The 24,733-nt window shown below is 65.1% G+C and carries 22 protein-coding genes, 1 tRNA gene and 1 pseudogene; 14 read left to right on the top strand and 10 right to left on the bottom strand.

Annotation, left to right across the window (positions count from 1 at the left end; all coding sequences use genetic code 11):
- The first annotated feature begins 206 nt into the window (after positions 1–206).
- The 3 genes from AC4OR5_RS29850 to AC4OR5_RS29840 are packed head-to-tail and all read left to right on the top strand — an operon-like array spanning position 207 to position 3,820.
- Positions 207–914, top strand: a complete 708-nt coding sequence (locus tag AC4OR5_RS29850; protein WP_011666770.1) for a paraquat-inducible protein A — start codon at positions 207–209, stop codon at positions 912–914.
- Complete coding sequence (locus AC4OR5_RS29845) at positions 901–1,521, top strand: paraquat-inducible protein A (protein ID WP_003107436.1); 621 nt, start codon at positions 901–903, stop codon at positions 1,519–1,521. Before AC4OR5_RS29850 ends, AC4OR5_RS29845 begins: the two co-directional genes overlap by 14 nt.
- On the top strand, positions 1,514–3,820 hold the full coding sequence (locus AC4OR5_RS29840) for a PqiB family protein (protein ID WP_024914530.1): 2,307 nt from the start codon (positions 1,514–1,516) through the stop codon (positions 3,818–3,820). The genes AC4OR5_RS29845 and AC4OR5_RS29840 overlap by 8 nt, the downstream gene beginning before the upstream one ends.
- Before the next feature lie 87 nt (positions 3,821–3,907).
- Here the strand turns inward: AC4OR5_RS29840 and AC4OR5_RS29835 are convergent, their stop codons facing one another.
- From AC4OR5_RS29835 to mksB, 5 genes are all read right to left on the bottom strand, one after another.
- Positions 3,908–5,446 carry an ABC transporter permease gene (locus tag AC4OR5_RS29835; protein ID WP_079992437.1) on the bottom strand — a complete coding sequence of 513 codons (1,539 nt, stop codon included), beginning with the start codon at positions 5,444–5,446 and terminating at the stop codon, positions 3,908–3,910.
- 20 nt (positions 5,447–5,466) lie between these two features.
- Positions 5,467–6,474 (bottom strand): iron ABC transporter substrate-binding protein, encoded by a 1,008-nt coding sequence (locus AC4OR5_RS29830; RefSeq protein WP_058160582.1) that lies wholly within the window; start codon positions 6,472–6,474, stop codon positions 5,467–5,469.
- Between the two features lie 111 nt (positions 6,475–6,585).
- Positions 6,586–9,432 (bottom strand): Mks condensin complex protein MksF, encoded by a 2,847-nt coding sequence (gene mksF / locus AC4OR5_RS29825; protein WP_003106141.1) that lies wholly within the window; start codon positions 9,430–9,432, stop codon positions 6,586–6,588.
- A complete protein-coding gene (gene mksE / locus AC4OR5_RS29820) occupies positions 9,429–10,124 on the bottom strand; it encodes an Mks condensin complex protein MksE (RefSeq protein ID WP_023126619.1) in 696 nt (231 codons plus the stop codon). Before mksE ends, mksF begins: the two co-directional genes overlap by 4 nt.
- A complete protein-coding gene (gene mksB / locus AC4OR5_RS29815) occupies positions 10,114–11,412 on the bottom strand; it encodes an Mks condensin complex protein MksB (protein ID WP_052156642.1) in 1,299 nt (432 codons plus the stop codon). The genes mksE and mksB overlap by 11 nt, the downstream gene beginning before the upstream one ends.
- A 284-nt stretch (positions 11,413–11,696) precedes the next feature.
- Here mksB and AC4OR5_RS29810 point away from each other — a divergent pair, with 284 nt between their 5' ends.
- From AC4OR5_RS29810 to can, 8 genes are all read left to right on the top strand, one after another.
- Positions 11,697–12,299 carry a hypothetical protein gene (locus AC4OR5_RS29810; protein WP_003095035.1) on the top strand — a complete coding sequence of 201 codons (603 nt, stop codon included), beginning with the start codon at positions 11,697–11,699 and terminating at the stop codon, positions 12,297–12,299.
- Positions 12,300–12,503: 204 nt separating this feature from the next.
- On the top strand, positions 12,504–13,550 hold the full coding sequence (locus tag AC4OR5_RS29805) for a DUF6160 family protein (RefSeq protein WP_003095033.1): 1,047 nt from the start codon (positions 12,504–12,506) through the stop codon (positions 13,548–13,550).
- A gap of 1 nt (position 13,551) precedes the next feature.
- Positions 13,552–14,571: a hypothetical protein gene (locus AC4OR5_RS29800; RefSeq protein WP_003095031.1), complete on the top strand. Its 1,020-nt coding sequence runs from the start codon at positions 13,552–13,554 to the stop codon at positions 14,569–14,571.
- Between the two features lie 30 nt (positions 14,572–14,601).
- The gene (locus AC4OR5_RS29795; protein ID WP_003141635.1) at positions 14,602–15,138 is read left to right on the top strand and encodes a DUF6160 family protein; all 537 of its coding nucleotides are present in this window, start codon (positions 14,602–14,604) and stop codon (positions 15,136–15,138) included.
- 259 nt (positions 15,139–15,397) lie between these two features.
- Positions 15,398–16,099: a hypothetical protein gene (locus AC4OR5_RS29790; protein WP_003141633.1), complete on the top strand. Its 702-nt coding sequence runs from the start codon at positions 15,398–15,400 to the stop codon at positions 16,097–16,099.
- Positions 16,096–16,548, top strand: a complete 453-nt coding sequence (gene rimI, locus AC4OR5_RS29785) for a ribosomal protein S18-alanine N-acetyltransferase (RefSeq protein WP_003095025.1) — start codon at positions 16,096–16,098, stop codon at positions 16,546–16,548. Before AC4OR5_RS29790 ends, rimI begins: the two co-directional genes overlap by 4 nt.
- A gap of 198 nt (positions 16,549–16,746) precedes the next feature.
- Positions 16,747–17,985: a C69 family dipeptidase gene (locus AC4OR5_RS29780; protein WP_034036794.1), complete on the top strand. Its 1,239-nt coding sequence runs from the start codon at positions 16,747–16,749 to the stop codon at positions 17,983–17,985.
- A 61-nt stretch (positions 17,986–18,046) separates the two neighbouring features.
- Entirely contained in the window at positions 18,047–18,694 is a 648-nt protein-coding gene (gene can / locus AC4OR5_RS29775) for a carbonate dehydratase (protein ID WP_003095021.1), read from the top strand.
- 70 nt (positions 18,695–18,764) lie between these two features.
- Here the strand turns inward: can and AC4OR5_RS29770 are convergent, their stop codons facing one another.
- Entirely contained in the window at positions 18,765–20,993 is a 2,229-nt protein-coding gene (locus tag AC4OR5_RS29770; RefSeq protein ID WP_058160584.1) for a TonB-dependent receptor, read from the bottom strand.
- A 150-nt stretch (positions 20,994–21,143) separates the two neighbouring features.
- Between AC4OR5_RS29770 and AC4OR5_RS29765 the strand changes: the two are divergent.
- The 3 genes and pseudogenes from AC4OR5_RS29765 to AC4OR5_RS29755 form a co-directional block, all read left to right on the top strand.
- Positions 21,144–21,269, top strand: a pseudogene (locus AC4OR5_RS29765) (phage integrase); the annotation flags it as partial.
- Between the two features lie 52 nt (positions 21,270–21,321).
- A complete protein-coding gene (locus AC4OR5_RS29760) occupies positions 21,322–21,600 on the top strand; it encodes a type II toxin-antitoxin system RelE/ParE family toxin (protein ID WP_003113526.1) in 279 nt (92 codons plus the stop codon).
- An 11-nt stretch (positions 21,601–21,611) separates the two neighbouring features.
- Positions 21,612–21,917, top strand: coding sequence for a HigA family addiction module antitoxin (locus AC4OR5_RS29755; protein WP_031638452.1), 306 nt, complete (start codon positions 21,612–21,614; stop codon positions 21,915–21,917).
- A gap of 150 nt (positions 21,918–22,067) precedes the next feature.
- Here the strand turns inward: AC4OR5_RS29755 and AC4OR5_RS29750 are convergent.
- The 4 genes from AC4OR5_RS29750 to AC4OR5_RS29735 form a co-directional block, all read right to left on the bottom strand.
- Positions 22,068–22,144, bottom strand: a tRNA-Met gene (locus AC4OR5_RS29750).
- A gap of 178 nt (positions 22,145–22,322) precedes the next feature.
- Positions 22,323–23,423 (bottom strand): redox-regulated ATPase YchF, encoded by a 1,101-nt coding sequence (gene ychF / locus AC4OR5_RS29745; RefSeq protein WP_003099270.1) that lies wholly within the window; start codon positions 23,421–23,423, stop codon positions 22,323–22,325.
- Positions 23,424–23,463: 40 nt separating this feature from the next.
- Positions 23,464–24,048 (bottom strand): aminoacyl-tRNA hydrolase, encoded by a 585-nt coding sequence (gene pth, locus AC4OR5_RS29740; RefSeq protein WP_003099278.1) that lies wholly within the window; start codon positions 24,046–24,048, stop codon positions 23,464–23,466.
- 41 nt (positions 24,049–24,089) lie between these two features.
- Positions 24,090–24,704, bottom strand: a complete 615-nt coding sequence (locus tag AC4OR5_RS29735; protein WP_003095013.1) for a 50S ribosomal protein L25/general stress protein Ctc — start codon at positions 24,702–24,704, stop codon at positions 24,090–24,092.
- Positions 24,705–24,733: the final 29 nt, after the last annotated feature.

The following is a 24,733-nucleotide window of genomic DNA, read 5'->3' as shown; positions in this document are numbered from 1 at the left end:
ACGACGCATCGCCGATGGTAGTGTGGGGTCTCCCCATGTGAGAGTAGGTCATCGTCAAGCTCCTATCCCAAAACCCCTGGTCAGCGATGACCAGGGGTTTTGCTTTTGCGCGCGGAAAAGTGGCAAGCCAGCAGCGCTGCGGACGATAATCGAAAAACTTCGAGAGCTGCCGGGCGGCGTACTTCCGAGGGTATGGGAGACGCGATTTGCACTGTGCGCTCGTCTACAATAGCCGACAAATCCAGCCGAGCTCATTCATGTCCGATACCGATGTCCGTGGCCTGCAGGATCTTCCCCTGGAAGAACTGGTTGCTTGCCATGAGTGTGACCTGTTGATGCGCCGGGAACCCCTGGGACCGGGCGAGAAAGCCAATTGTCCGCGCTGCGGTTTCGAGTTGGCCGCGCATCGCCATCAATGGAAACGCCGTTGCTTCGCGCTGGTTCTGACGGCGCTCTTCCTCTATATCCCAGCCAATTTCCTGCCGATCATGAATCTCAGCCTGCTCGGCCAGACCCGCAGCGATACGGTCTGGACGGGAGTGCTCGGTCTTTACGACAGTGGTATGCAGGGCGTCGCCATCCTGGTATTCCTGTGCAGCATGGTGATCCCGTTGGTCAAGTTGCTCTGCCAGTTGCTGGTGATGATCAGCGTGCGTTTCGGCATCGCCCGTCACATCGGCATGCTGCTCTACCGCGGCTATCACCATCTGCGCGAGTGGGGGATGCTCGAGGTCTACCTCATGGGTATCCTGGTTTCCATCGTCAAGCTGATCGACATGGCCGACCTCAGCCTGGGCGTCGGCCTGGCCTGTTTCGTGGCGCTGCTGTTCACCCAGGTCTGGCTGGAGGTCACCATGTCGCCGCACCAGGTATGGGAAGCGCTGGGCGGCGAGGACGACGATGCGCGCGCTTGATGCCGGAATTCTGGTGTGCGGCGAGTGCCACCAGTTGAATCGCGCCGACGGGGACGAGCATCCGCGTTGCAGTCGCTGCGGTGCGGTTCTGCACGCCCGGCGCCCAAACAGCCTCACGCGCACCTGGGCGTTGCTGATCACCGCGGCGATCCTCTACATACCCGCCAACCTGCTGCCGATCATGACGGTCAACCTCTTCGGCAGCGGAATGCCCGCCACCATCATGGAGGGCGTGGTCGAACTGGTGCATGCCGACATGTTCCCCATCGCCATGGTGGTGTTCGTCGCCAGTATCCTGGTTCCTACTTTCAAGCTGGTGGGCATCGCCCTGCTGCTCTATTCGGTACAGCGGCACCAGCCGATGTCGGCCCGCCAGCGTATCCTGATGTATCGCTTCATCGAATGGATCGGGCGCTGGTCGATGCTCGATATCTTCGTCATCGCCATCCTCGTGGCGCTGGTGAATTTCGGCAACCTCGCGAGCATCGAGGCCAACCTCGGCGCCGCCGCCTTCGCCAGCGTGGTGGTGCTCACCATGCTCGCCGCCGTGACGTTCGACCCCCGGCTGATCTGGGACAACACCAATCTGGATGACGAGAATGAGTGATCTGCCAAGTCCGAAGAAACACAAGACCTCGAACTGGTCGGCGATCTGGGTGCTGCCGCTGGTGGCCCTGGCCATCGGTGCCTGGCTGGCGTGGCGTGCCTTCGACCAGGCCGGCGTGGACATCCAGGTTCGCTTCGAGAGCGGCGACGGGATCCAGGCCAACAAGACCGAGGTGCTGTACAAGGGCATCTCGGTGGGCAAGGTGACCGACCTGCATGTCAGCAAGGACATCAAGGGCGTGGTCGCGACCATCGAGATCAAGAAGGAAGCCCAGGAGTACCTGAGCAAGGACACCCGCTTCTGGCTGGTCAAGCCGCGCGTTTCCCTGGCTGGCGTCACCGGCCTGGAAACCCTGGTCTCCGGCGTCTACATCGCGGTCGATCCGGTGAAGGGCGAGAAGGAAGAGCGCTACTTCACCGCGTTGAAGGAGCCGCCACCCCTTTCCGACAAGCTGCCCGGCCTGCACCTGACCCTCAAGGCCGATCGCCTGGGCTCCCTGGAGCAGGGCAGCCCGGTGTTCTACCGGCAGATCCAGGTCGGCCAGGTGAAGAGCTTCCAGCTGGGCGATGACCAGAGGACCATCGAGATCAAGGTGCACATCGAGCCGGCCTACGCCGACCTGGTGCGCAAGCACACGCGATTCTGGAACGCCAGCGGCATCTCCATTTCCGGCGGCCTGTCCGGCTTCAAGGTGCACAGCGAGTCGCTGCTGACCCTGGTCGCCGGCGGTATCGCCTTCTCCACCCCGGAGAACCGCACCGACAGCCCGCCGACCGATCCGAGCAAGCCGTTCCGCCTGTACGACGACTACGACGCGGCCCAGGCCGGTCTGCGCGTGAAGCTGAAGATGAACGACGTCAGTGGTATCGATCCGGGCCGCACCCCGGTGATGTTCAACGGCGTGCAGGTCGGCCTGGTCAAGTCGATCGACATGGGCAAGGACTACAGCAGCGCCACTGCCGACCTGGCGATGGATCCGCGGGTCGAGGACATGCTGCTGGAAGGCACCGAATTCTGGACCGTCAAGCCAAGCATCTCCCTGGCCGGCATCACCGGCCTCGAGGCCCTGGTGAAAGGTAACTATATCGACGTGCGCTTCGCCAAGAGCGGCGCGCCGAGTCGCGAGTTCACCATCCGCCCGAAAGCGCCGCCGCTGAACACCGACGCGCCCGGCCTGCACCTGGTGCTGACCAGCGACAAGCTCGGCTCGATCGATATCGGCGCGCCGATCCTCTACCGCCAGGTCCGCGTCGGCAGCGTGCAGAGCTACCAGCTATCGCGCGACCGCCAGCGAGTGGTGGTGGGTGTGCACATCGAGCCGGAGTACGCGCACCTGGTGAATACCTCGACGCGCTTCTGGAACTCCAGCGGGATCACCCTGACCGGCAACCTCAGCGGCGTGCAGGTGAAGAGCGAGTCGCTACAGACCCTGATCACCGGCGGGATTTCCTTCGACACCCTCGATCCGAAGGCGCCGACCGTGACCAAGGTGCGTCGCTTCACCCTCTTCGACAGCGAGGAGGCGGCGATGGCCCGTGGCGTGGAAATCCAGCTGAGCATCGACAATGCCGACGGCCTGCGCGAAGGCACGCCGATCCGCTTCAAGGGCCTGGACATCGGCAAGATCGAAAGCGTCGAGCTGAACCCGGACCTCTCCGGGGTACTGATGAAGGCCCGCCTGACTTCCGCCGGCGAGCGCGTCGCCCGCAGCGGAACCCGCTTCTGGGTGGTGCGTCCGGCGCTCGGCCTGCTGCGTACCGAGAACCTCGGAACCCTGGTCAGCGGCCCCTACATCGAGGCGCTGCCGTCGAGCACGCCGGGCGAGCGCCAGGCACGCTTCCAGACTCTCGCCGAAGCGCCCAACCTGCTGGGTCGGGAAAACGGCCTGCGGCTGACCCTCAGTGCGCCGCGCAAGGGCTCGATCAAGCCGGGCAACCTGGTGACCTACCGGCAGATCCCGGTGGGCAAGGTCGTCGACCTGGCCTTGGGCGAACAGGCCGACCGGGTGCTGATCGGCATCCTCATCGAACCGCGCTATGTACCGCTGGTGCGTACCGGCAGCCGTTTCTGGAATGCTAGCGGCTTCGGCGTCGACGCCAGCCTGTTCAAGGGCCTGTCGCTACGCACCGAGTCGATGGAGGCGCTGATGGAGGGCGGCATTGCCTTTGCCACCCCGAACAATGCGCAGATGGGCGAGCCCGCCAAGCCGGGGCAGACCTTCGCCCTGTTCGATTCGGCCAATGACGAATGGTTGGAGTGGGCGCCGAAGATTCCTCTGAAGGAAACCGCCCGCCGCTGATTGTCGGACCGGCAAAAAGAAACGCCGCTTACCTGGGTAAGCGGCGTTTTCGTTCATGCACGCATGCCTGCTGGTGGGGAGTGGGTGTCAGTGAGTGCTGAGATGCGCCCGGGTGGTCAGCAGGTACACCGGCAAGCCGGAGATCAGGATCAGCAGCGCGGCGTAGGGTGCGGCGGCAGCGTACTCCAGGTTGGCGGTGTGCACCCAGACCGAGGTGGCCAGGGTCGACAGCCCGGTGGGGCCTAGCACCAGGGTGGCGGTCAGTTCCTTCATGGTGTCGAGGAACACCAGCACGAAGCCGGCGCCGATGGCTGGCGAGATGATCGGCAGGGTGATCCGCAGGAAGGCCATCAAGGGCGTCTGGCCGAGGGTGCGGGCGGCTTCCTCCAACTGCGGCGAGGCCTTTTCCAGGGCCACGCGGATCGGTGCCTGGGTCAGCGGCATGAACAGCAGGGCATAGGCGACCAGCAGCAAGCCGGTGGTCTGGTAGGTGGCTGGCAGGTAGTGCAGCGAGAAGTACACCAGCGAGAGGGCGATCACCAGTCCCGGCAACGCTTGCAGCAGGTACGGCAGGCGCTGGGTCCAGCGCGCCAGGGCGCCGGGGTAGCGCACCACCAGGATGCTTACCGGCAGCGCCAGCAAGCAACTGAGCAGGGCCCCGCCGAAGGCCAGCGACAGGGAGGAAAGCAGGGTCGAGGTGATTTCCATCAGCGGGAAGCTGGCCGAGGAACCTTCGTACAGCCAATAACCGAGCATCACCAGGGGGATACCGGTACCGACCAGCACCAGCGTCGCCAGCAGCGCCTGGAGCGGCCACTTGCCGAACCCCAGGCGGACCCGTTCGGCCCGCCGCGCGCTGCCCTGGCCGGTGCGGACCAGGCGGCTGCGGCCGCGCAGGCGCAACTCCAGCCAGAGCAGCAGGAAGCACAGCGCCAGGAGTACCGAGGAGAGCATCGCCGCGGTGGCGTTGCTGAACTCCAGTTCGAATTCCTGGTAGATGGCTGTGGTGAAGGTCTGGTAGCGCAGGATCGACAGCGCGCCGAACTCCACCAGCATGTGCAGCGCCACCAGTAGCCCGGTGGCGGCCAGGGTCGGGCGCAGCAGCGGCAGGGTGACCCGCAGGAACACCTGGCGCCGTGACAGACCGAGCATCCGCGCCGACTCCTCCAGGGAAGGATCGATGCCGCGCAGGGTCGCCGCTACCGGCAGGTAGACCAGCGGATACTTGGACATGGTCATGACCAGGATGGCGCCGCCGAGGCCTTCGTACATCGGGCTCAGCGAAACCCAGGTGAAACTGCTGACGAAGGCGGGGATGGCGAACGGCAGGCACAGCACCACGTTCCAGAAGCGCGGTGCCGGCAGGTCGCTGCGCTCCACGCACCAGGCCAGGGCCAGGCCGAGCAGGGCGCTGAGCAGGGTCACGCCGAACATCAGCCACAGGGTGTTGCCCAGCAAGCGGAATACGTAGGGGCGCCAGAGCAGTTGCCAGGCGGTGTGCCAGCCGGCGTCCCAGGCCTTGGCCGCGACGTAGAGCAGCGGCAGGCTGGCCAGCAGGGCGAGGAGCAGGACCGGCAGGAACAGCCAGAATGGCGTTCGCCGGCGCGAGCCCGTGCGCAGGCGCACGGGCGTGGAGGCGGCGCCGATCAATTCAGGCCAACGTCGCGTTCGAGGCTGAGGGCCTCGCTGGCCTCACCCAGGTCGGCCGGGGTCAGTTTCGGTGGGTCCAGTTCGGCGAACGGCTTCAGCGCCGGATCGGCCTGCATCCCCTTGCGCATCGGGTACTCGGCGGACTGGCTGAGGATCGCCTTCTGGCCTTCCTCGCTGAGCATGAAGGCGACGAACTGCTGGGCTTCCTTGGGGTGCTTGCTGGACTTGAGCACTGCGGCGCCGGAGACGGTGACCAGCGCGCCCGGGTCCTGGTTGCCGAAGTAGTGCAGGCGCGAGTTCAACTCGCCCTTTTCCTTCTTCAGGGTGTACCAGTAGTAGTTGTTGATCAGCGCCATGTCGACCTCGCCGTTCTCCACGGCTTTCATGGCGGTGACGTTGTTGGTGTAGATCGAGCCGAAGGCCTTCAGGCCGGTCAGCCAATCCTCGGCTTCCTCCTGGCCCTTGAGCTTGATCACTGCGGCGACCTGTTCGAGGAAGGCGCCACTGGTGGGCACGAAGCCGAAACGGCCGGACCAGGACGGATCGGAAAGATCCATCAGGCTCTTCGGCAGATCCTTCTCGTCGATCTTCTTCGGGTTGTAGGCCAGTACCCGGGTGCGGGCGGTGATGCCGATCCAGTCGCCGTTGCCGCCGGCGTGCTCCGGCTCGACCAGGGCCAGGGTCTCTGGCTCCAGCTTGGCTAGCAGGCCGGCGCTGGCCAGGCGGATCAACGGTGGAGATTCCTCGGTGTAGAGCACGTCGGCCGGCGAGCGCGCGCCTTCCTCGGTGATCTGGCTGGCGAGCTGGCCATCGCCGCCCTTGCGGATCTTCACCTGGATGCCGGTCTTGTCCTGGAAGGCCTTGGCGATGGCGATACCGGTGGCGGCGTGCTGGCCATTGTAGAGGGTAAGGGTGACGGGATCGGCCGCCGCATTGAGGGAAAGCGAACCGAGCAGGCACGCCAGGGCGGCGTGGCGGAAACGGTTGAGAAGTCGAGCAGGCATGGATTCTCCCCGTGGGTTACAAATGCGAATGTAACCAATTATATCTTCGCGGGAGCTTCGGGCCTATCGGAAAAGTCCACGGCCCTGTCAGGCAGGGCCGTGGCAGACGCTTCACGCCGGTTCGCCGGCTTCCTCCGGCTCGCTGGCTGCGCGGGTTTCGCCGCTGGCGGCGGCATCCCGGCGACGGATGTATTTCCAGTCGGCTTCGTCGATATAGATGCCGTTCGGGCCGCTACCGCCTTCCAGGTCGATCGCCACGTGTGCGGAAACCTGCGGCTTCACGCTCGCCAGGATCGGCACGAAGCCCAGTTGCAGGCTGGTCTCCAGCAGCGCGGCCTGGTTGCGCTCGTCGATGTCCGCCGCCTCGTCCAGGTAGTAGGGCAGGCGCACGCGCCCGGCCTGCTCGCGGTCCATCAGGTGCAGCAACAGGTACATGTTGGTCAGCGCCTTGATGGTCATGGTGGTGCCGTTGGAGGCGGCGCCGTCGATGTCGGTGTGCATGATCGGCTGGCCGTTGACCTTGGTGATCTCGAAGGCCAGTTCGAACAGGTCCTTCAGGCCCAACTGGTTGTGGTTGGCGGCGACCAGGCGGGCCAGGTATTCCTTGGCCTCCTCGTTCTTCGCGTCCTGCTCGGCGCTCTGGGTCAGGTCGAACACCGAGAGGTTCTCGCCTTCCTCGTACTGGCCGGCGCTGTGGATGATCTGGTCGATGTGCTTGAGCGCATCCTTGTTCGGCGCGAGGACGATGCGGAAGCTCTGCAGGTTGGACACCTGGCGCTTGTTGATCTCGCGGTTGAACAGGGCCAACTGGTGTTCCAGGTTGTCGTAGTCGCTGCGGATGTTGCGCAGGGTCCGGGCGATGTCGGTGACCGCCGCGCGGCGCGCCTTGGCCAGCGTCAGGGCCTCGTCCTGGCGATGCGCGTAGGCGTTGATCAACAGCTTCAGGCGGCGCTCGGTGTCGTCCTCGCTATCGAACTTGGCGACGCCCTTCAGGCGCACCTGGGCGTACAGCGCCTCGATCTGACCGTCGATGCGCTGCAGCGCCTGCCAGGTGTCCTGGTAGTCGTTGAGCAGCGGCAGCAGGTTGTCCAGCGAGTCGTCCACCGGCTCCATGAACGGCGTGCCGAAGGGCAGGTCGGCCGGCAGTAGCTGGCGGCGGCGCAGGGCATCTTCCAGGGTGCGCTCCTTGGCCTCCAGGTCGCCCAGTTGCCGGGCCACCAGTTGCAGGCGCGCGGAGAGCTGCTGGACGCGCTCGGCGAAGGCGTCGCTGGAGCGCTTGAGTTCGTCCTGGGACGCCTCCAGCTGGGCCAGTTCGGCGAGCTTCTCGGGCTCCTCGGCGGTCAGCGTCTGGGTGCGGCGGAAGTCTTCCAGGGCCTTCTGCGCATCCAGCACGTCCTGGTACAGCTTCTCCGCCTGGGCCTTGCTCGCGGCGCGGTCGGCGGCGACGCTCTGCTGGGTCTTGAGCTGCTTCAGCTCCTTCTCCAGGCGCTCCTTCTGGTCGCGCAGGGCGGCGCGGTCGGCCAGGGCCTGCAACGCCGGCGGTTCGATGTGCGACAGGTCGATGCTCAGGCCAGGGGCTTCGAAATGCTCGCCCTTGAAGTGGTCGAGGATGGCTTCGACGCTCTTCACCCAGACGTCGCCGTCATCCAGGTTCACCCCGTTCTCGCCCAGCGGCAGGCTGAACAGCGCGCCGTTGAACAGACGCATCAGGCGTTCCACGTCCTGCTGGCTGAACTCCTCGCGCAGGCGTGCGTAGCTGTTGTTGTCGGCGTGTTCGAGCTGCTGGCGGACGTTCTTCAGGCGTTTTTCCAGGTCGCGCAGGCGCTCTTCCAGGTCTTCGCTGGAGAACTGCCGCGAATGGGCCAGGGCGCCGGCCAGTTCGTCGTGGGCATCCTTGGCGGCGAGCAACTGCTGTTCGAGGACCTTGGCGTCGTCGACCAGGGCGAAGCGGGTCTTGAGCACCGACAGCTCGCCGAGCCAGCGCTGGATGCCGGCGATCTCGCGCTCCAGACGCATCAGCTCCTGGGTGCCGCCGCGCTGTTCGTTCTGCAGGCCGTCCTGCTCGGCGCGGTATTGCTCGTGCTGGATCAGCAGTTCCTCGCGGCGCGCCCCGGCGTAGTCGTGCCAGGTGCCGAGCAGGCTGTCGAGCAGCGGCGAAAGGCGGTGCATCTTGCCGCGCAGTACGTCGCGCTGGGTCACGCCGTTGGCCAGGGCTTCCACCAGCGGGCCGGCGGCGACCAGCGCCTGGTAGTCCTGCTCCATCCGCCGCACGTCGCGGAAGGCCTCCTCGCAGGCGGCGATGTAGTCGACGTTACCCGAGCGCAGGCTGTGCTCGAAGGCGTCGAGGAACAGCTGCTTGAGCTTGGCCGCGGTGATCTCGCGCATGTGCAGCAGGTTGATGAACAGCGAGCGGAAGGTCTTCAGGCTCTGCTCGCTGGTGGAGCGCAGCGGGATCATGGTCAGGTCGAGCGGGATCGACGTGTGCCCGCCGACCAGCAGGCGGCGCAGCTCTTCCGGCTTCACCTCGTAGGCCTTGATGCCTTCGCGCTCGAGGTTGGCGAACAGCTCGCGCTGGCGCAGGCAGGTACCGTTCTTCTGGTAGTGGTCCAGGCTCAGCTCGCCGGCGTAGGCGAAGAACTGGTGGCCGAAGCCGCCGCCCGGGCCGCGCCCGGCCACGCCGATCACGTGCGGACCGTGGGGCAGCATCAGTTCGAGGAGGATGTAGCTGGTGTCCGAGGCGAAGTAGAAGCGCCGCGACTGCTCCATGCTGTACTTGCCGAAGCTCATGTCCGACAGGCGGGCAAGGATCGGGAACTGCAGGGCGTTGATCGAGGCGCTCTTGCCCAGGTTGTTGGCGCCGTAGATCGACAGCGGGTTTTCCAGCGGGAAGATACCCAGGCTGTAGCCGGCGGTATTGAGCAGGGCGAAGCGGCGGATGCCGTAGCGGGTCTGGCTCATGCGTCAGCCTCCTGTTGCGCGTGTTCTTCGGCGATGGCGCGGGCGAGGGCGTCTTCCTCGCTCTCTTCGGCCAGTTCTTCGTCGCTGGCCATCAGCGGTTCGATCTCGCCGTCATCGACCAGCACCGGCGTCTGCAACGGCAGGTCGGCGTGCAGGCTGGCGGACAGGTTGCGGTCCTGCTGCACCGACAGGCAGACGTCGAGGAAACGGTGCATCGGCGGCATGAAGCGGTACACGCCGCTGTCCTCGGAGGCGAAGCCGAGCTGGGTCAGGCGGCGCATGACCTTCTCTTCCAGTTCTTCCTGGGTCTGCACCTCGGCCTGGAGGAACAGGTCGCGGTATTTCTCCAGCAGCGGCGGCAGCTCTTCGCGGCCGATGCTGCCGCCGTCCAGCACGGACAGCGGGTCGCGGCCCTGGTCGGCGAGGTGCTCGACGAGGATGAAGGTGAACAGCGCCAGGCGTTGGGCGGTCTTGTTCACCTGGGCGCCGACCTGCTCCGGGACGAAGTAGTAGAAGCCGCGGGTGTCGCAGACCAGCTCGAAGCCCATGGCGCGGAACAGGCCGCGGTACTGGTCCTGGTGCGAGGACAGCTGGGTGTACAGCTCGGGGTCGCGGTGGCTGATGTGGTAGCCCTTGAACAGCTCGCGGAAGATCGGCGCGAGCTGGGTCAGTTCGGAGAGATCAAGATGCATGGGTTTCGCTCGCGGAAAGGGTGTCTGCGTCCCTGGCCTGGCCCTTGTCCTTGGCGGCGGGGTTCAGGGCGAAGGAGCAGAGGCTGACGCAATGTTCGGTGGTTTCGTACTCGCGGCGTTGCAGGCGTTCGCGCTGGAAGCGCGCGTCGCGCGACAGCCGGGAGAACCAGTAGAGCAACTCGTCGGTGGCGCCGTCCGGTTCCTGGGCCAGCAGCCATTGCATGAGGTCCGGCAGCGGCAGCGCCGCCTGGCAGCGCTCGATCATTTCCCGCGCGGTCCGCGGTGGTCGCGCCGTCCCGTTGCTCTTGCGCGTGCCGCTGGACTTGGGGAACTGCGCCGGCTTCGGCTCGAAGCGGGCGAGGGCGAAGACGTAGCTCTCGACCTGCGAGGCGGTGCCGAGGAAGGTGCTCTGCGGCCGGGTGAACAGCGGCATCGCCGCCTGCGGCACGGCGTCCAGGCCCTTGCGCCGGATCGCCGCCAGCGCCAGGGCGGCGCCACGGGTCACCGCGTTGTGCCGGCGCGCTTCCTCGCGCAGCGGCAGCAATAATTCGCGGGCGCGGCGCAGGGTCAGCTGGGCGTTGGTCTGCATCTCGAGGATGCGCGCGTGGGTGCGCAGCACCAGGTCGTCGTCGACCAGGTGGCCGAGGCGCTGCTGTTCGCCGAGCAGGCGCAGCAGGACCTGTTCGACCCGCCGCACGCCCTGTTCGAAGGCGCCGTCGGCGCTGACCAGCTGGATCATCGGCTCGACGTACTCGTCCCAGGTCGCCAGGACCTCCGCGTAGCGCTGCGCCAGGGGAATCTGCCGGTCGCTGGTCTTGGCCCGCTCGGCCACGCCGATCAGTGCCTGCTCGTCATTGCCGAGCTTCTTCAGTACATCGCGCACGCGCATGTCGAGCAGTCGCAGCTGGCGCGCCAGGTCCTGGCTGTCGCGAGTCTCGAAGGCGTCCTGGATGTACCCGGCGAGGCGCTCCAGATGGCGCAGGTAGGCCTCGATCTCCAGGCACAGACCAAGGCGATGCTCGTGGCGCAGGTAGGCGAGGAAGTCGTGGATCTGCGCGTTCAGCTCGAAACGGTTGGGGCTCTTGGCCACCGGGACCAGGATATCCAGGCGGATCCACTGGTCGAGCAGGGCGGTGATTTCCGCCGGGTTGCTTTCCGGTAACTGGGTGTTCAACTGGCTGCGCAGTTCCGCCAGGCTCAGGGTGCCGGCATCGAAGCGCTCGCAGAGAGGCTCGAGCAGGGCCCAGTGTTCGGCAAGCGCACGCAGTACGCGTCGGGGGTCGATCATCGGGAGGGCCGGTCCGTGGAAAAAGCGCCGATTGTACTGCAAAGGCACGGGCGACGCAGACGCCGCCGATGAGTGCGATGCAGGCCGTCGACACGTCTGCGGCGCAGGTACGGGCCCGGTATCGGTGGATGGCATCTGGCTATCACTGAGGTGTCGAAAAGCGGCAGTTTATGACTGCGTAAGGACTTTCCTGCCCCGCCTGGTCCGGGGAATGGGGCTTCCAGGGGCTGGCACGCTTTCTGCTGAAGTCCCCTGGCCTGTCTATTCCAAATGAATGCCGACTCTTGAACGACGCCGCCTACGCCGAGGCCCGCTGGGCCGAACTGCAGAACCAGGGTGACCTTGCCTGGGACCTGGATGCCATCACCAACCGCAGCGAGGCGATCGCCTTCCTCAAACGTTTCGAGAACCGCCTGTGCATCTACTCGGCCTATGTCGAGAAGCTCTACAGCAACTACAGCTTCGTGATTCCCGAGAGCGACCATGGCGGCATCACCATCCTGCCCAGCGAGCAGGCCTGGCACGACACCTTCCACGATATCCCGCTGGCCGCGGTGGAGCCCACCGGGATCCATATCCTGCCGGGCGAGACCATGGGCTATCGCGGGCTCTACCTGAAGATTCCCGGCGAGCACCGCCTGGTGGCGTCGAAGGAATTGCCGTTCCAGGAAGGGTTGAAACTGCTGATCCAGCGTTACCAGGCTCACGACGACGTGTTCCTGCCGATCCTGGTCAAGGGCGACCTGCGCGAGTACGAAGCGCGCATGCCCTCGCTGCACCTGCACCGGATCAACCCCGCCCGCCTCAGCGCACACTCCCTGCTCAGCCTCAACGCCATCAAGGGCGCCATTGCCGACCATCTGATCGGCCTGTTCCGCCAGCAGTGAAGGGCTGACGTTACCCCCGTGTGACGATGGGTAACATCCATCCTGGCCGAGCGACCGCTCATCCGCTGCAGCGAGCGCGGCGACCGCGTCGTTCGGCGGTTTTTCTCGACTATGGGTCGGCCCCGATTCGCCCGGGGCTTTCTATAGTGACTACAGGTCGCAGTGTCTCTGCCGTCGGCCACGAGAAGAACAAGAGGTGAGCCCATGTCCCGTCGTCTGCCCTTCCTGCTGCGTTGTGCGCTGTTCTGCGGCGCCGGTCTGCTGGCTGCCACCGCCCAGGCGAGGATGGAGTCGCTGGACGACGACCAGCTTTCCGACGTGGTCGGCCAGGCCTTCATCAACCTCACCACCGACGCCGCCAACGGACTGAACTTCACCCGCATCAACTTCGGCGCCGACATCGAGACCCAACTGAACATGAAGAAGCTGCAGTTGGGCCAGTACAACCGCAGCGGCGAGCTTGCCGGCAGTGCCGACATCGCCATCGACAACTTCGCCCTGGGCACGGTCAACGACGCCACCGGCGCGATCAACCCGTTCCTCATCAGCAATCCCTACATCGAGTTCGCCTACGACGGCAGCAAGATGGTCGGCATCCGTATCGGTTTCGGCGAAGCCAAGGGCTACCTCTCGGGCGATATCAAGACCCTCACCGGCAACGTGCCGGTGGACCTGTACGGCACCGGCAGCCAGTTGGGCGGCAGCATTTCCTGCGGCCTGCTGGCCCTCGACTGCCTGGCGGCGAAGACCGCCATCACCCTCACCGGCAGTTCCCAATACACCGCCCAGGCCGAACTGGTGAACAGCTCCGGCAACCCCGACCCGATCCGCGCTGCCATGATCGGCCTGAAGAACGGCACAGCCCTGGACATGCACGACAGCACCATCATCGGCAGCCTGGTGAACGTCCTGCTGCCCTTCCTCACCTCCAATGACTGCAAGCTGATGGGCGCCCAGACCTGCTTCAACCTGGCCCAGTACCAGTCGTTCCCGATCGGCACCGTGGATCCGAACAACGCGCAGAACTTCATCGACTCGTCGAAAGGCTTCTTCATCTCGATGCAGAGCCAGAACGTCCAGTGGCGCGACCAACAGGATCCCTCCAAGCTGGTCGCCGCGCTGGCCGGTGCCTTCCTCAACATGTCGCGCAACGCCGATGGAACGGCGCCGATCAAGGTCGACTTCGGTCAGGCTTTCAATGGCATTCCACGGCAGGACACCTGCCTGGGCGGCCTGAACAAGGGCTGCTGAGATGAGTCGCGCCTGCCTGCTCGCGGCCCTGCTGGCCGCCCCCTTCGCCCATGCCGAGATGACAGCGCTCGACGACGAGCAACTGTCGGACGTGCAGGGTGCCGGCATCGGCTTCGTCCTCGACAGCGCCATGGTCGACGGCAACAAGGCCACCATCGCGATCAATGGCGTGACCAACACCGCCACCGGGCAGAACGTGCCGATCACGGTAAAGGAGCTGTACGTCGCCGCCACTGGCAGCAACAAGGGCAGCACCCTGGCGCCGGTGACTCTCGGCCGTCTCAATTTCCCGTTCAAGCTGAATCTGGCCAAGGGTTCGGTGCTGACCACCCAGCTCGACGACGGGCGGGTGGTCAGCACTTTGCCGGACACCGCGGACGTGATCGAGCTGGCTTTCCCCAGCCTGGTGAGCGGCGCCGGTGGCCAGCCGTGCATCGCTGGTTACGCCGGTGCCGGCAGCAACTGCTCGAGTCGGGCCAGCGAAAAGGTCGACGCCGGCATCCGCTTCGACTTCGGCGTTACTTCCACGCGCACCGATGTGCTCAACCTGGACTTCTCCGAACTGGCGATGGACGGGTCCTACCTGCGCTTCTGGGGCGCCAACGCGCGCAGCCAACTGGTTGGCGAGATGCGCCTGAACCTCTACGCCAAGACTTTCGAGATCATGTCCTGCGGTGCTGGCTCGCCCAGTTGCGTCAGCGCCGCCGAGCAGGCCGCGCGCACCGTCTACCTGACCAACGCCTATGCCAGCGTCGCGCTTGGCTACGGGAAGTCGCAGCCGTTGCTGTTCTCGGTCACCGCCGACGGCAACTTCACTTTCGAACTGCCCAAGCTGACCCTGGCCAACGCCGCCGACTTCTACGCCAATGCGCCGCGCACCAGCCTGGTGATCGAAAACCTCAACATCGGCGGTACCCGGCCAGGCTACGGGCAGGTACCGACCGGCGGCTACAACATGGGCCGCAACGAGATATCCGGGCTCAGCTTCAACTACCTGAAGGTGACGTCGCACAACCTCTGAGGTGGCGGCGCGAAACGAGGTACGCAGCACATGGCCAAGCAGACTCATCCACTGGCAGGCGGCATCGGCATCCTCGCGGCGCTGGCGCTGCTGTTCAGCGCTTCGGCCGGGGCCGAGTTGCGCTCGCTGGGCGATAGCGATCTGGACGACGTGGTCGGCCAGGCCGGGATCAGCATCAGCGCCTCGCTCAATCTCCAGGAAAATCCTTCGCAGACGCGCTGCGCCGGCGGCTGCGGCGCGCGCCTGGCGATCCAGCCGGCCGGCAGCGGCAACAACTACCTGGTGATCGACGATATCAGCGGCAAGTTCAGCTTCGACGAAGTCACCCTGGACGTGGTGACCATCAAGGACGGCTTCGGCGGCGACGGCGCCGCCTTCAACCGCCCGGTGCTGCGCGTCGGCCTGAAGGACACCAGCTTCCAGGACCTGCGCTTCACCATCGCTGGCGCCAACAAGGCGCGCGGTACCGATCCTGGGCTGGTGCAGACCAACCTGGTCAGCGCACGCATCGACGGCACCCTCAAGCTGCAGGGCAACGTCAACATCTTCACCGTCGCCCCGCGTTGAGGGCGAACCGTCGCATGGCGGGACAAAGCCGCTCCGCCGAGGTCGAAGAACCGCTATCATTGCCTGCCTGAACGCCGGGGGCGAAACCGTCCCCGCGCATCGCCTAATTGCCGGTGCCCGAGATTTGATCGAAGAACAGCGTCGCCGCGCCTTCCTGGGCGCGATGCAGATAACCAGTTGGCTGCCCCGCCAGCCGTTGCCGTTCGCCGCACCCTCGCGGCCGGAGTTGCTGGAGACCCCGCCCCGGGAAGAGCCGGCGGTGCCTGTGCGTGCGCGCGCCGCGATCGATGCGCCGCAGGCCCGCGTCCCGCAAGCCGAGGCGCCGGCCAGCGCACCGAGCGTGGCTCCCGCCGCGCCCGTGGAAGGCCGGGGGATCCCGATCAGCCTGCCGAAGCCGGGCGCCCCGGCGGCGAAGAAAGCCGAGCCGGTCGCGCCGGTCGAAGAGGCCCCGGCCGAGCCGCCGGCGGTCCAGGCCCCGCCGCCGCGCTTCGCCTTGCAACTGCTGCAGGCGGGCTCCTGCACCCTGCTGGTCGAACTGCCCACCGGCGAACCCTTCGCCAGCCGCGATCCGGGTTACCTGCTGCTGCGCGACCTGCTGCGCGCCGCCGGCCTGCCGGACAGCCCGCGGCTGATCGGCGAACCGGTACGCTGGCCGCTGCTGGCGCGCGGCAACCTCGACCAGGGGCCGCAGGCGGCCCTGGAGTTCGTCCAGAGCTTCGTCGCCGCGCGCATGGAGGAGAGCGAGCGTAGCCGCTGCCTGTGGTTGGTCGGCCTGCCGGCGATCCGCTTCGCCGGCGAGGGCGACGAGGGCAGCCTGTTCCGCGAACTGCAGGTGGACGGTCTGGGCGCAACCTGGGCCGTGCCAGGCCTGGAAGCCCTCATGGAAGAACCCGCCCTCAAGGGCGAGCTGTGGCGCGCCATGCGCCGTGTCCGTCAGCGCTGGTCGAGCGAGATTCAATGAGCGATGCGATTTCCTTCCGCCCGATGACCGAGGCGGACCTCGATGCCGTGCTGAAAATCGAATATGCCGCCTTCAGTCACCCCTGGACCCGTGGCATCTTCAGCGAAGGCCTGAAGAACTACCATTGCTGGCTGATGTTCGAGGGTAGCCAGCAGGTCGGCCATGGCGTCATCCAGATCATCCTCGACGAGGCGCACCTGCTGAATATCACGGTGAAGCCCGAAAGCCAGGGGCGTGGCCTCGGTCTGCGCCTGCTCGAACACCTGATGCGCGAGGCGGCCGGCCACCAGGCTCGCGAATGCTTCCTCGAAGTGCGCGCTTCCAACCAGGCCGCCTACCGCCTCTACGAACGCTACGGTTTCAACGAGATCGGCCGCCGTCGCGACTACTACCCCGCCGTCGGCGGGCGCGAAGACGCCCTGGTCATGGCCTGTACCCTGTTCGACTGAGGCTTGCTCCGCTTCCCTGCCGGCAACTAGCTATCACTTGGAGTAGCTGGCTGGCCTTCTGGCACCGCCGTACCCTTACCAGCATTCCGATTCTCGCCTGCATACCGCAGGCAGGTCCCTTCATGCGGTAACCCTTCGCGGGAGTGCGAAGTCAGGTCGACAGCGGCCGGTGGCAGGATGCGCAGACTGGAGCCCCCCATGTGCGACACCCTGATCCTTCGCCACCAGGGCCAGACCTGGTTCGCCAAGAACAGCGACCGCGAGCCCGCCGAACCGCAGCGTCTGCTGCGCCTGCCGGCGGTGCGCAACGATCCGGAAGCGCGCTTGCGCACCACCTACCTCGACATTCCCCAGGCCGCCCAGCGACATGCGCTGGTGATCAGCCAGCCGAGCTGGATCTGGGGCGCGGAAATGGGCGTCAATGAGCACGGCGTGGCCATCGGCAACGAAGCGGTGTTCACCAAGCTGACCCGTCAGCGCGGCACCGCGCTGCTCGGCATGGACCTGCTGCGCCTGGGACTGGAGCGCGGCGCCAGCGCCCGCGAGGCGCTAGAGGTGATCACCGGGTTGTTGCAGCGTTACGGCCAGGGCGGCCCGGCCGGCTACCGCGACAAGCGCATCCGCTACGACAACAGCTTCCTCATCGCCGACCCCGGCGAAGCCTGGGTGCTGGAAACCGCCGGCAACCTGTGGGCGGCGAAGAAGGTCGAGCGCTGGGCCATCTCCAACGCCCTGACCCTTGGCCACGAATTCGACCTGTGCAGCCGCGACCTCGAGGACCAGGCACGCCGCCAGGGCTGCTGGGATGGTCGCGGCGACTTCCACTTCGCGCGGGTCTTCGACACCCGCCTGTTACCCTGGGTCGGCGGTGCGCACCGGCGCTGTCGGATCAACCAGCGCTTCCTCGACAGTCTGCCTGGCGAGCCGGACTGGCACGCGCTGTTCGCCGCGCTGCGCCACCATGGCCCGCGCGGGGACCACTTCCGCCGCCACAACAACCGCCAGGTATGCATGCACGCCGGCAGCTTCTGGCGGCCTTCGCAGACCACCGCCAGTCTGGTCGCCCGCTTGCGCGACGACGGCCCGCTGCTGGCCGCCACCGGTACTTCGGCGCCGTGCCTGGGACTGTTCCAGCCGCTGTCCTTCGATCCGGCCTCCGGCACCGCCGTGCTCAGCCAGCCGCGCGAGGTGGTACAGGAGTCCCCCTGGTGGCGCTTCGAGGCGGTGCACCGCCGCGCGCTCACCGACCGCGCCTTCCGCCGGCTCCTGCGCAGCGGCCGCGATTGGCTGGAACGGGAACTCTTCGCCGACCTCGAACAGCCCGACTGGCCGCGCCTGGCAGAGGACGCCGCAGCCTGGCACGCCTGTTGGCATGATCAGGTCGCCATGCAGCCGCTGGCGCAGCAGCGCTGGTGGCGTAGCCACGCCGCGCTGTGACTCTTGTCAAACGGGCATCGCCTTCCGTAAGGTGCTGCACCGGTCAAACGAGGGGCATGCCATGAGCGACTTGCAGCAACTGTTCGAGAACAACGTCCGCTGGGCCGAAGCGATCAAGCAGGAAGACCCGGACTTCTTCGCCAAGCTGGCCCGCCAGCAGACCCCCGAGTACCTCTGGATCGGCTGCTCCGACGCGCGGGTGCCGGCCAATGAAATCGTCGGCATGCTGCCCGGCGACCTGTTCGTCCATCGCAACGTCGCCAACGTCGTGCTGCACACCGACCTCAACTGCCTGTCGGTGATCCAGTTCGCCGTCGACGTGCTCAAGGTCAAGCACATCCTGGTCACCGGCCACTACGGCTGCGGTGGCGTGCGCGCCTCCCTGCACAACGACCAGCTCGGCCTGATCGACGGCTGGCTGCGCAGCATTCGCGACCTCGCCTACGAATACCGCGAGCACCTGGAGCAGTTGCCGACCGAGGAGGAGCGCGTCGATCGCCTCTGCGAGCTCAACGTGATCCAGCAGGTGGCCAACGTCAGCCACACCAGCATCGTCCAGAACGCCTGGCACCGCGGCCAGTCGCTGTCCGTGCATGGCTGCATCTACGGGATCAAGGATGGCCTGTGGAAGAACCTCAACGTCACCGTCAGCGGCCTCGACCAGTTGCCGCCGCAGTATCGCTTGAGTCCGCTGGGCGGTTGCTGCTGAGAGAGGCGGAAGCTCTTTCCCACGAGTTCCCCTGTCCCTGGAGGGACAGGGGAACTGTCGAGGACGGGCTTCAGAACTCCACGCTATACGTCAGGCTGTAGGTCCGTCCCCGTCCCTTGTAGTCGAACAGTCCCGCTGGTGCGAGCCCGCCGTAGTAGACCTGCGCGCGTTGTCCCCAGACCGTGGTGTAGTCCTTGTCCAGCAGGTTCTGGATGCCCGCGGTGAGGGTGCCCACCGGCAGCGCCTGGGTGCCGAGCAGGTCGAACAGCGCGTAGCCGTCGATCTTGTTGCCCGACTCGTCGTTCAGGTTGAAGGTGCGCACGCCCTGCAGGCGCAGGCTGCGCTGATCGTCCTTCCAGCCGACGAAGGCGCCGGCCTTGGACGGGCTGGCCGAGGTCACGTCCTGCTTCAGCCAGCGGCCGTCGACCTTCTCCTGGGAGCGGATGGCCAGGCCGTTGAGGCTGACCTGCCAGTGATCGTCCAGCCAGTAGGTAGCCTGGCCCTCCAGGCCGTAGTTGCGCTTCTTGGTGTCCTGCTGCAGCACCGCCAGGGTCTTCGAGTCGTACTTGATGCTCTTGTCCGACCAGGAATAGAACGCCGCCACCTGGGTATCCAGGGCACCGTCGGTATGCCGCCAGCCCAGCTCGACCTGCTTGGTCTTGATCCCGTCCAGCGGCGAGTCGTTCACGCTGACCCCCTGTAGCAGCGGGTAGTGGCCATTGCCGTCGGCTGCGCCGTAGCGTCCGAAACCGTAGTACTTGGCCGGGTCCGGCAGCTCGAAGCCTTCGCTGTAGTTGGCCCAGACCTGTTGTTGCAGGTTCAGCTTGTAGATGGCGCCGACGTTGACCAGGTTGACGTCGTAGTCCTTGCTCCCGCCCGGAACCGCGTCGGCGGACTTGCCGAGGCCGTTGGCGATGAGGATCTGCTGGTTCGCCGCCACGAAGTCGCTGACGTCGGTGCTCATCGACTGGCGCCGCACGCCGGCGCTCAGGGTCAGGTCGTCGGTGGCCTTCCAACTGCCCTGGAGGAAGAATGCGCGGCTGTCGGTATCGATGTCCGGGTAGCGGCCCAGCTTGGCCTGTTCGCTGGCTACCAGCCCGCCGCTGGCGGCGGCGAGCGGCAGGTTGAAGAGCATCTGGTCGGACGTGAATTTTTCCCGGTCCAGGTCCACCCCGTAGGTCAGGCTGGCGCGCTCCCAGGTCTTCACCAGGGCCAGTTTCATCCCGTAGTAGTCGGTGTCCTGCTGCGAGGCCGAGTAGTAGGAGGTGCCGTAGTTGATTGCGCCACTATTGCTGTAGCGGATGGTGGGGAAGGGGTTGAAGGCCATCTTCTCGTTGCGGTAGTAGGCCTGCAGGTAGAGGTCGTGACCCAGCACTTCCGGCGCGTGGTAGGTGGCGTTGAACTGATGGCGCTTGCTCTCCGGCTCGCGGTCGAGGTCGACGCCGCCCTTGATCGAATAGGGTGCCCGTCCACGCAGGGCGTCGAAGTTGCGCCCGAGATCGAGGCCGCGGTCGCCGTCGTAGCCGGAGTCGTAGTACTGCAGGCCGAGATCGAGGCTGTGGCCATTGGCGAAAGTGAAGCCAAGGCTGCCCATCAGGTCCACCGACCTGTTGTACTGCAGGTCGGTCTGGGTGATGTCCGTCAGTACCTGGTCGCCACTGCCGTCGTAGGCCGCGCCGTTCTTCTGGTAGGCGATGGCCAGGCGGCCGTTGAACAGGTCGTTGCCGCCGCTGATCGACTGCGCCGCGCGCAGGTCGTGGTCCTCATGGCTCTGGAAGCCGCTGCGGGCGCCCAGCTCGGTGTTGAAGCGAGTGTCGCCGCCGACGCCCTTCTTGGTCACGATGTTGATGATCCCGCCGGTGGCGCCGCCGCCGTACACCGCGCTGGCGCCGGACATCACCTCGATGCGCTCGATGTTGAATGGGTCGATGGAGTCGAACTGCCGGCTGATGCCCCGCGAACTGTTCAGCGACACCCCGTCGATCATCACCAGTACGCTGCGTCCGCGCAGGTTCTGGCCGTTGTTGGTACGACCCTGGGAGCCGATATCCAGGCCCGGGATCAATTGTCCCAACGCCTCCTTCAGCGGCACGCCGGCCTGGGTCTGCTGGTCCAGTTGCTCGCGCTCGATCACCCAGACCGTGCCGGGCAACTCGCTGATGCTGGTCGGCGCGCGCGAGCCGATCACCACCATCTGCTGCTCCACCGGATCGGCAGCCAGCGCAGGAGCGGAAAACGAAGCGAAGAGGGACAGGGAAAGCGCCAGGGGAGCCGGGCGCGAAGGGATGGAGCGGGGCATGAGGAGATGTCCGAGTTGCTGTTGTTTTGATGGGCGGCAAAGCTAAACAAATCGATAATGATTATCAAATGATTCGAACTGTTTCAATGCGGCATGCCTGGCTTCCAAAGCAAGATGAAATGCCTGACACGGGGCGCTGCGCATGGCGTGGCCCTACAGCGGATCCTCGAGCATTCCTCGATGACGATGCGGTATGCGCACCTAACGCCGGGGCACTTGGAATCGGCGATGCGCTTTTCTCCGATTACTCAGTCTGGCTACAAATTGACCACATGAGGATCTGTGATAATCTGTAGTGAAGTTAACGCTTAACGTTAAGGGTTAATGAATGATTCTGACCTTTCGCTGCGACGAGACTCGTCAGCTTTTTGAGACGGGTCTTTCGAGGCGGTGGGGAGCGATCCTCACAGTCGCTACGCGTAAGCTCGCAATGCTTCATGCGGCTACGGAGCTTCGAGACTTGCGCTCTCCACCTGGAAACCGGTTGGAGCCGTTGCAGGGAAAGCGGGCGGGCCAACATAGCATCAGGATCAATGACCAGTGGCGTGTCTGTTTCGTCTGGACGGATGCGGGTCCCGAAGAAGTCGAAATAGTTGATTACCACTGAGGAGGTGGACCATGGCTACCAATGGTATGCGCCCCATCCATCCTGGGGAAATATTGCGCGATGAGTTTCTGATGGAGTTGGGTATCTCTCCAGCTGCTCTAGCACGCGCTTTGAAAGTCTCCGCTCCGACAGTGAACGATATCGTTCGTGAGCAGCGTGGTATCTCCGCAGATATGGCGATTCGTCTGGGGCGTTACTTTGATACGTCCGCTCAGTTCTGGATGAATCTCCAGAGTGAGTACTCGTTAGCAACTGCTTATGCGGCGAATGGCGAGCAGATCGAACACGAGATTGAGCCGCTGCTTGCCCACGGATAGCGGTGACGTTGATCGTAGAGCCCCGCAGATGCGGGGCTTTTTTATGCGAACCGTCAATCGGTAAAGGGGGGCGTAGACGGTTTGTAGTCGGTTTGTAGTCTGCCGACCAAAACAAAAAGGGGTTAGCTTGCGCTAACCCCTTGAAAAATATGGTGGCTACACCGGGACTTGAACCTGGGACATCAGCATTATGAATGCTGCGCTCTAACCGACTGAGCTATGTAGCCGAGTGGCGCGCATTTTCCGTATCTCGGGCGGGGCTGTCAACCCCTGGGCCTAGATAATTTTCTGATCTTTCAATCGTTTAGACGGAAGGGGTCGGATCGCCGGAGAGAGGGCGATGGGGAGGGGCAGGAACGAAAAGCCCCGGCGCTTGGCCGGGGCTTTCCTGGGACGGGAAGGGGATTACACGTTGAAGCGGAAATGCATCACGTCGCCGTCCTTGACGATGTAGTCCTTGCCTTCCAGGCGCCATTTACCGGCTTCCTTGGCGCCCTGTTCGCCCTTGAACTGGATGAAGTCGTCGTAGGCGACCACTTCGGCGCGGATGAAGCCTTTCTCGAAGTCGGTGTGGATCACGCCGGCGGCCTGCGGGGCGGTGGCGCCGACGCGGACGGTCCAGGCGCGGACTTCCTTCACCCCGGCGGTGAAGTAGGTCTGCAGGTTGAGCAGGCCGTAGCCGGCACGGATCACACGGTTCAGGCCGGGTTCCTCGAGACCGAGGGACTCGAGGAACATGTCCTTCTCTTCGCCGTCTTCCAGCTCGGCGATCTCGGCTTCGATCTTGTTGCACACCGGCACCACCACCGCGCCTTCTTCCTCGGCGATGGCCTTCACCACATCCAGGTGCGGGTTGTTCTCGAAGCCGTCCTCGGCGACGTTGGCGATGTACATCACCGGCTTGCTGGTCAGCAGGTGGAAGCTGCGTACCAGGCGCTTCTCCTCGTCACCGAGGTTCTTCAGCAGCGAACGCGCCGGCTTGCCCTCGGTGAAGTGGGGGATGAGCTTTTCCAGCAGGGCCTTCTGGGCCAGGGCTTCCTTGTCGCCGCCCTTGGCGTTGCGGGCGACTTTCTGCAGTTGCTTCTCGCAGCTGTCGAGGTCGGCGAAGATCAGTTCGAGGTCGATGATCTCGATGTCGCGCTTGGGGTCGACGCTGTTGGACACGTGGATCACGTTGTCGTCTTCGAAGCAGCGCACCACGTGGGCGATGGCGTCGGTCTCGCGGATGTTGGCGAGGAACTTGTTGCCCAGGCCCTCACCCTTGGAGGCGCCCGCCACCAGGCCGGCGATGTCGACGAACTCCATGGTGGTCGGCAGTACGCGCTCGGGCTTGACGATCTCGGCCAGGGCGTTCAGGCGCGCGTCGGGCATCGGCACGATGCCGCTGTTCGGCTCGATGGTGCAGAACGGGAAGTTTTCCGCCGCGATACCGGATTTGGTCAGGGCGTTGAACAGGGTGGACTTGCCGACGTTGGGCAGGCCGACGATGCCGCAGTTGAATCCCATGCTATGTCCCTCGCGCTCAGACAGGCGCTAGAAAAGTGGTTCAGGCCTTCTGGCTGTGCAGCTTCTGCATCGCCCGGGTCCAGTCCCCGGCGAGCATTTCCGGCAGCACGCCGAGGGCGAAGTCGATGCTGGTGTCGAGCAGTTCCTGCTCGCTGCGCGGGGCGCGGCCGAGCACGTAACCGGAAACCAGGCTGCTGTGCCCCGGATGGCCGATGCCAAGCCGCAGGCGATGGAAAGAATTCTGATTGCCGAGCTGGGCGATGATGTCGCGCAACCCGTTGTGCCCGCCGTGTCCGCCGCCGGTCTTGAGCTTGGCGACGCCAGGGGGCATGTCGAGTTCGTCGTGGGCCACCAGGATGGCGTCCGGGGCGATCCGGAAGAATCCCGCCAGCGCCGCCACGGACTGGCCGCTGCGGTTCATATAGGTAGTCGGGATCAACAGACGAACGTCCTTGCCCTGGTGGCTGAACTTGCCGACCAGGCCGAAATACTTGCGGTCAGCCACGAGGCTGACGCCCTGGGCATGCGCCAGGCGCTCAACGAAAAGGGCCCCCGCGTTATGCCGGGTCTGGTCGTATTCAGGACCCGGGTTTCCCAGGCCAACGATCAGTTGTACGGCAGTCACGACGGGAGCCCCTCTCTATAAAAAGGCGATCGAGTAATGAATTACTCGGCGGCGCCTTCTTCGCTACCTTCTTCCTTCACCACGCGGGAAGCGTGGATGTTGGCAACGGCCAGGTCGTTGCCGTGGGCCAGTTGTACCAGCTCGACGCCTTTCGGAGCCTTGAGGTCCGACAGGTGAACGATCTGGCCCAGCTCGACCTTGGCCATGTCGACTTCGATGAATTCCGGCAGGTCTTTCGGCAGGCAGGAAACTTCGACTTCGGAGATGGTGTGGGAGATCTCACCACCGGATTGCTTGACGCCAACGGCTACTTCTTCGTTGATGAAGTGCAGCGGTACGTGGGCGGTCAGCTTGTGGTCGGCGACCACGCGCAGGAAGTCGGCGTGCATCACGAAGCCTTTCGCCGGATGGCGCTGCAGGGCCTTGATCAGTACGGTTTCCTTGGCGCCGCCAACGTTCAGGGCGATCACGTGGCTGAAGGCAGCCTCGTTTTCCAGGAGCTTGGCGATTTCGCGCAGTTCCAGGGTTACGGACTGGGGCTCTTTGTCGCCGCCGTAAACGACAGCAGGAACCAGACCGGCGTTACGACGCAGGCGGCGGCTCGCACCTTTCCCCAGATCGGAACGCACTTGGGCATTCAGAATAAAGTCGACCATTGTGTATCTCCAAAAATAACAATGCGCCC

The sequence above is a fragment of the Pseudomonas sp. YA1 genome (assembly GCF_058680555.1).
The sequence above is the reverse complement of the archived record's forward strand: the minus strand, read 5'-3'. Positions and strand labels throughout refer to the sequence as shown.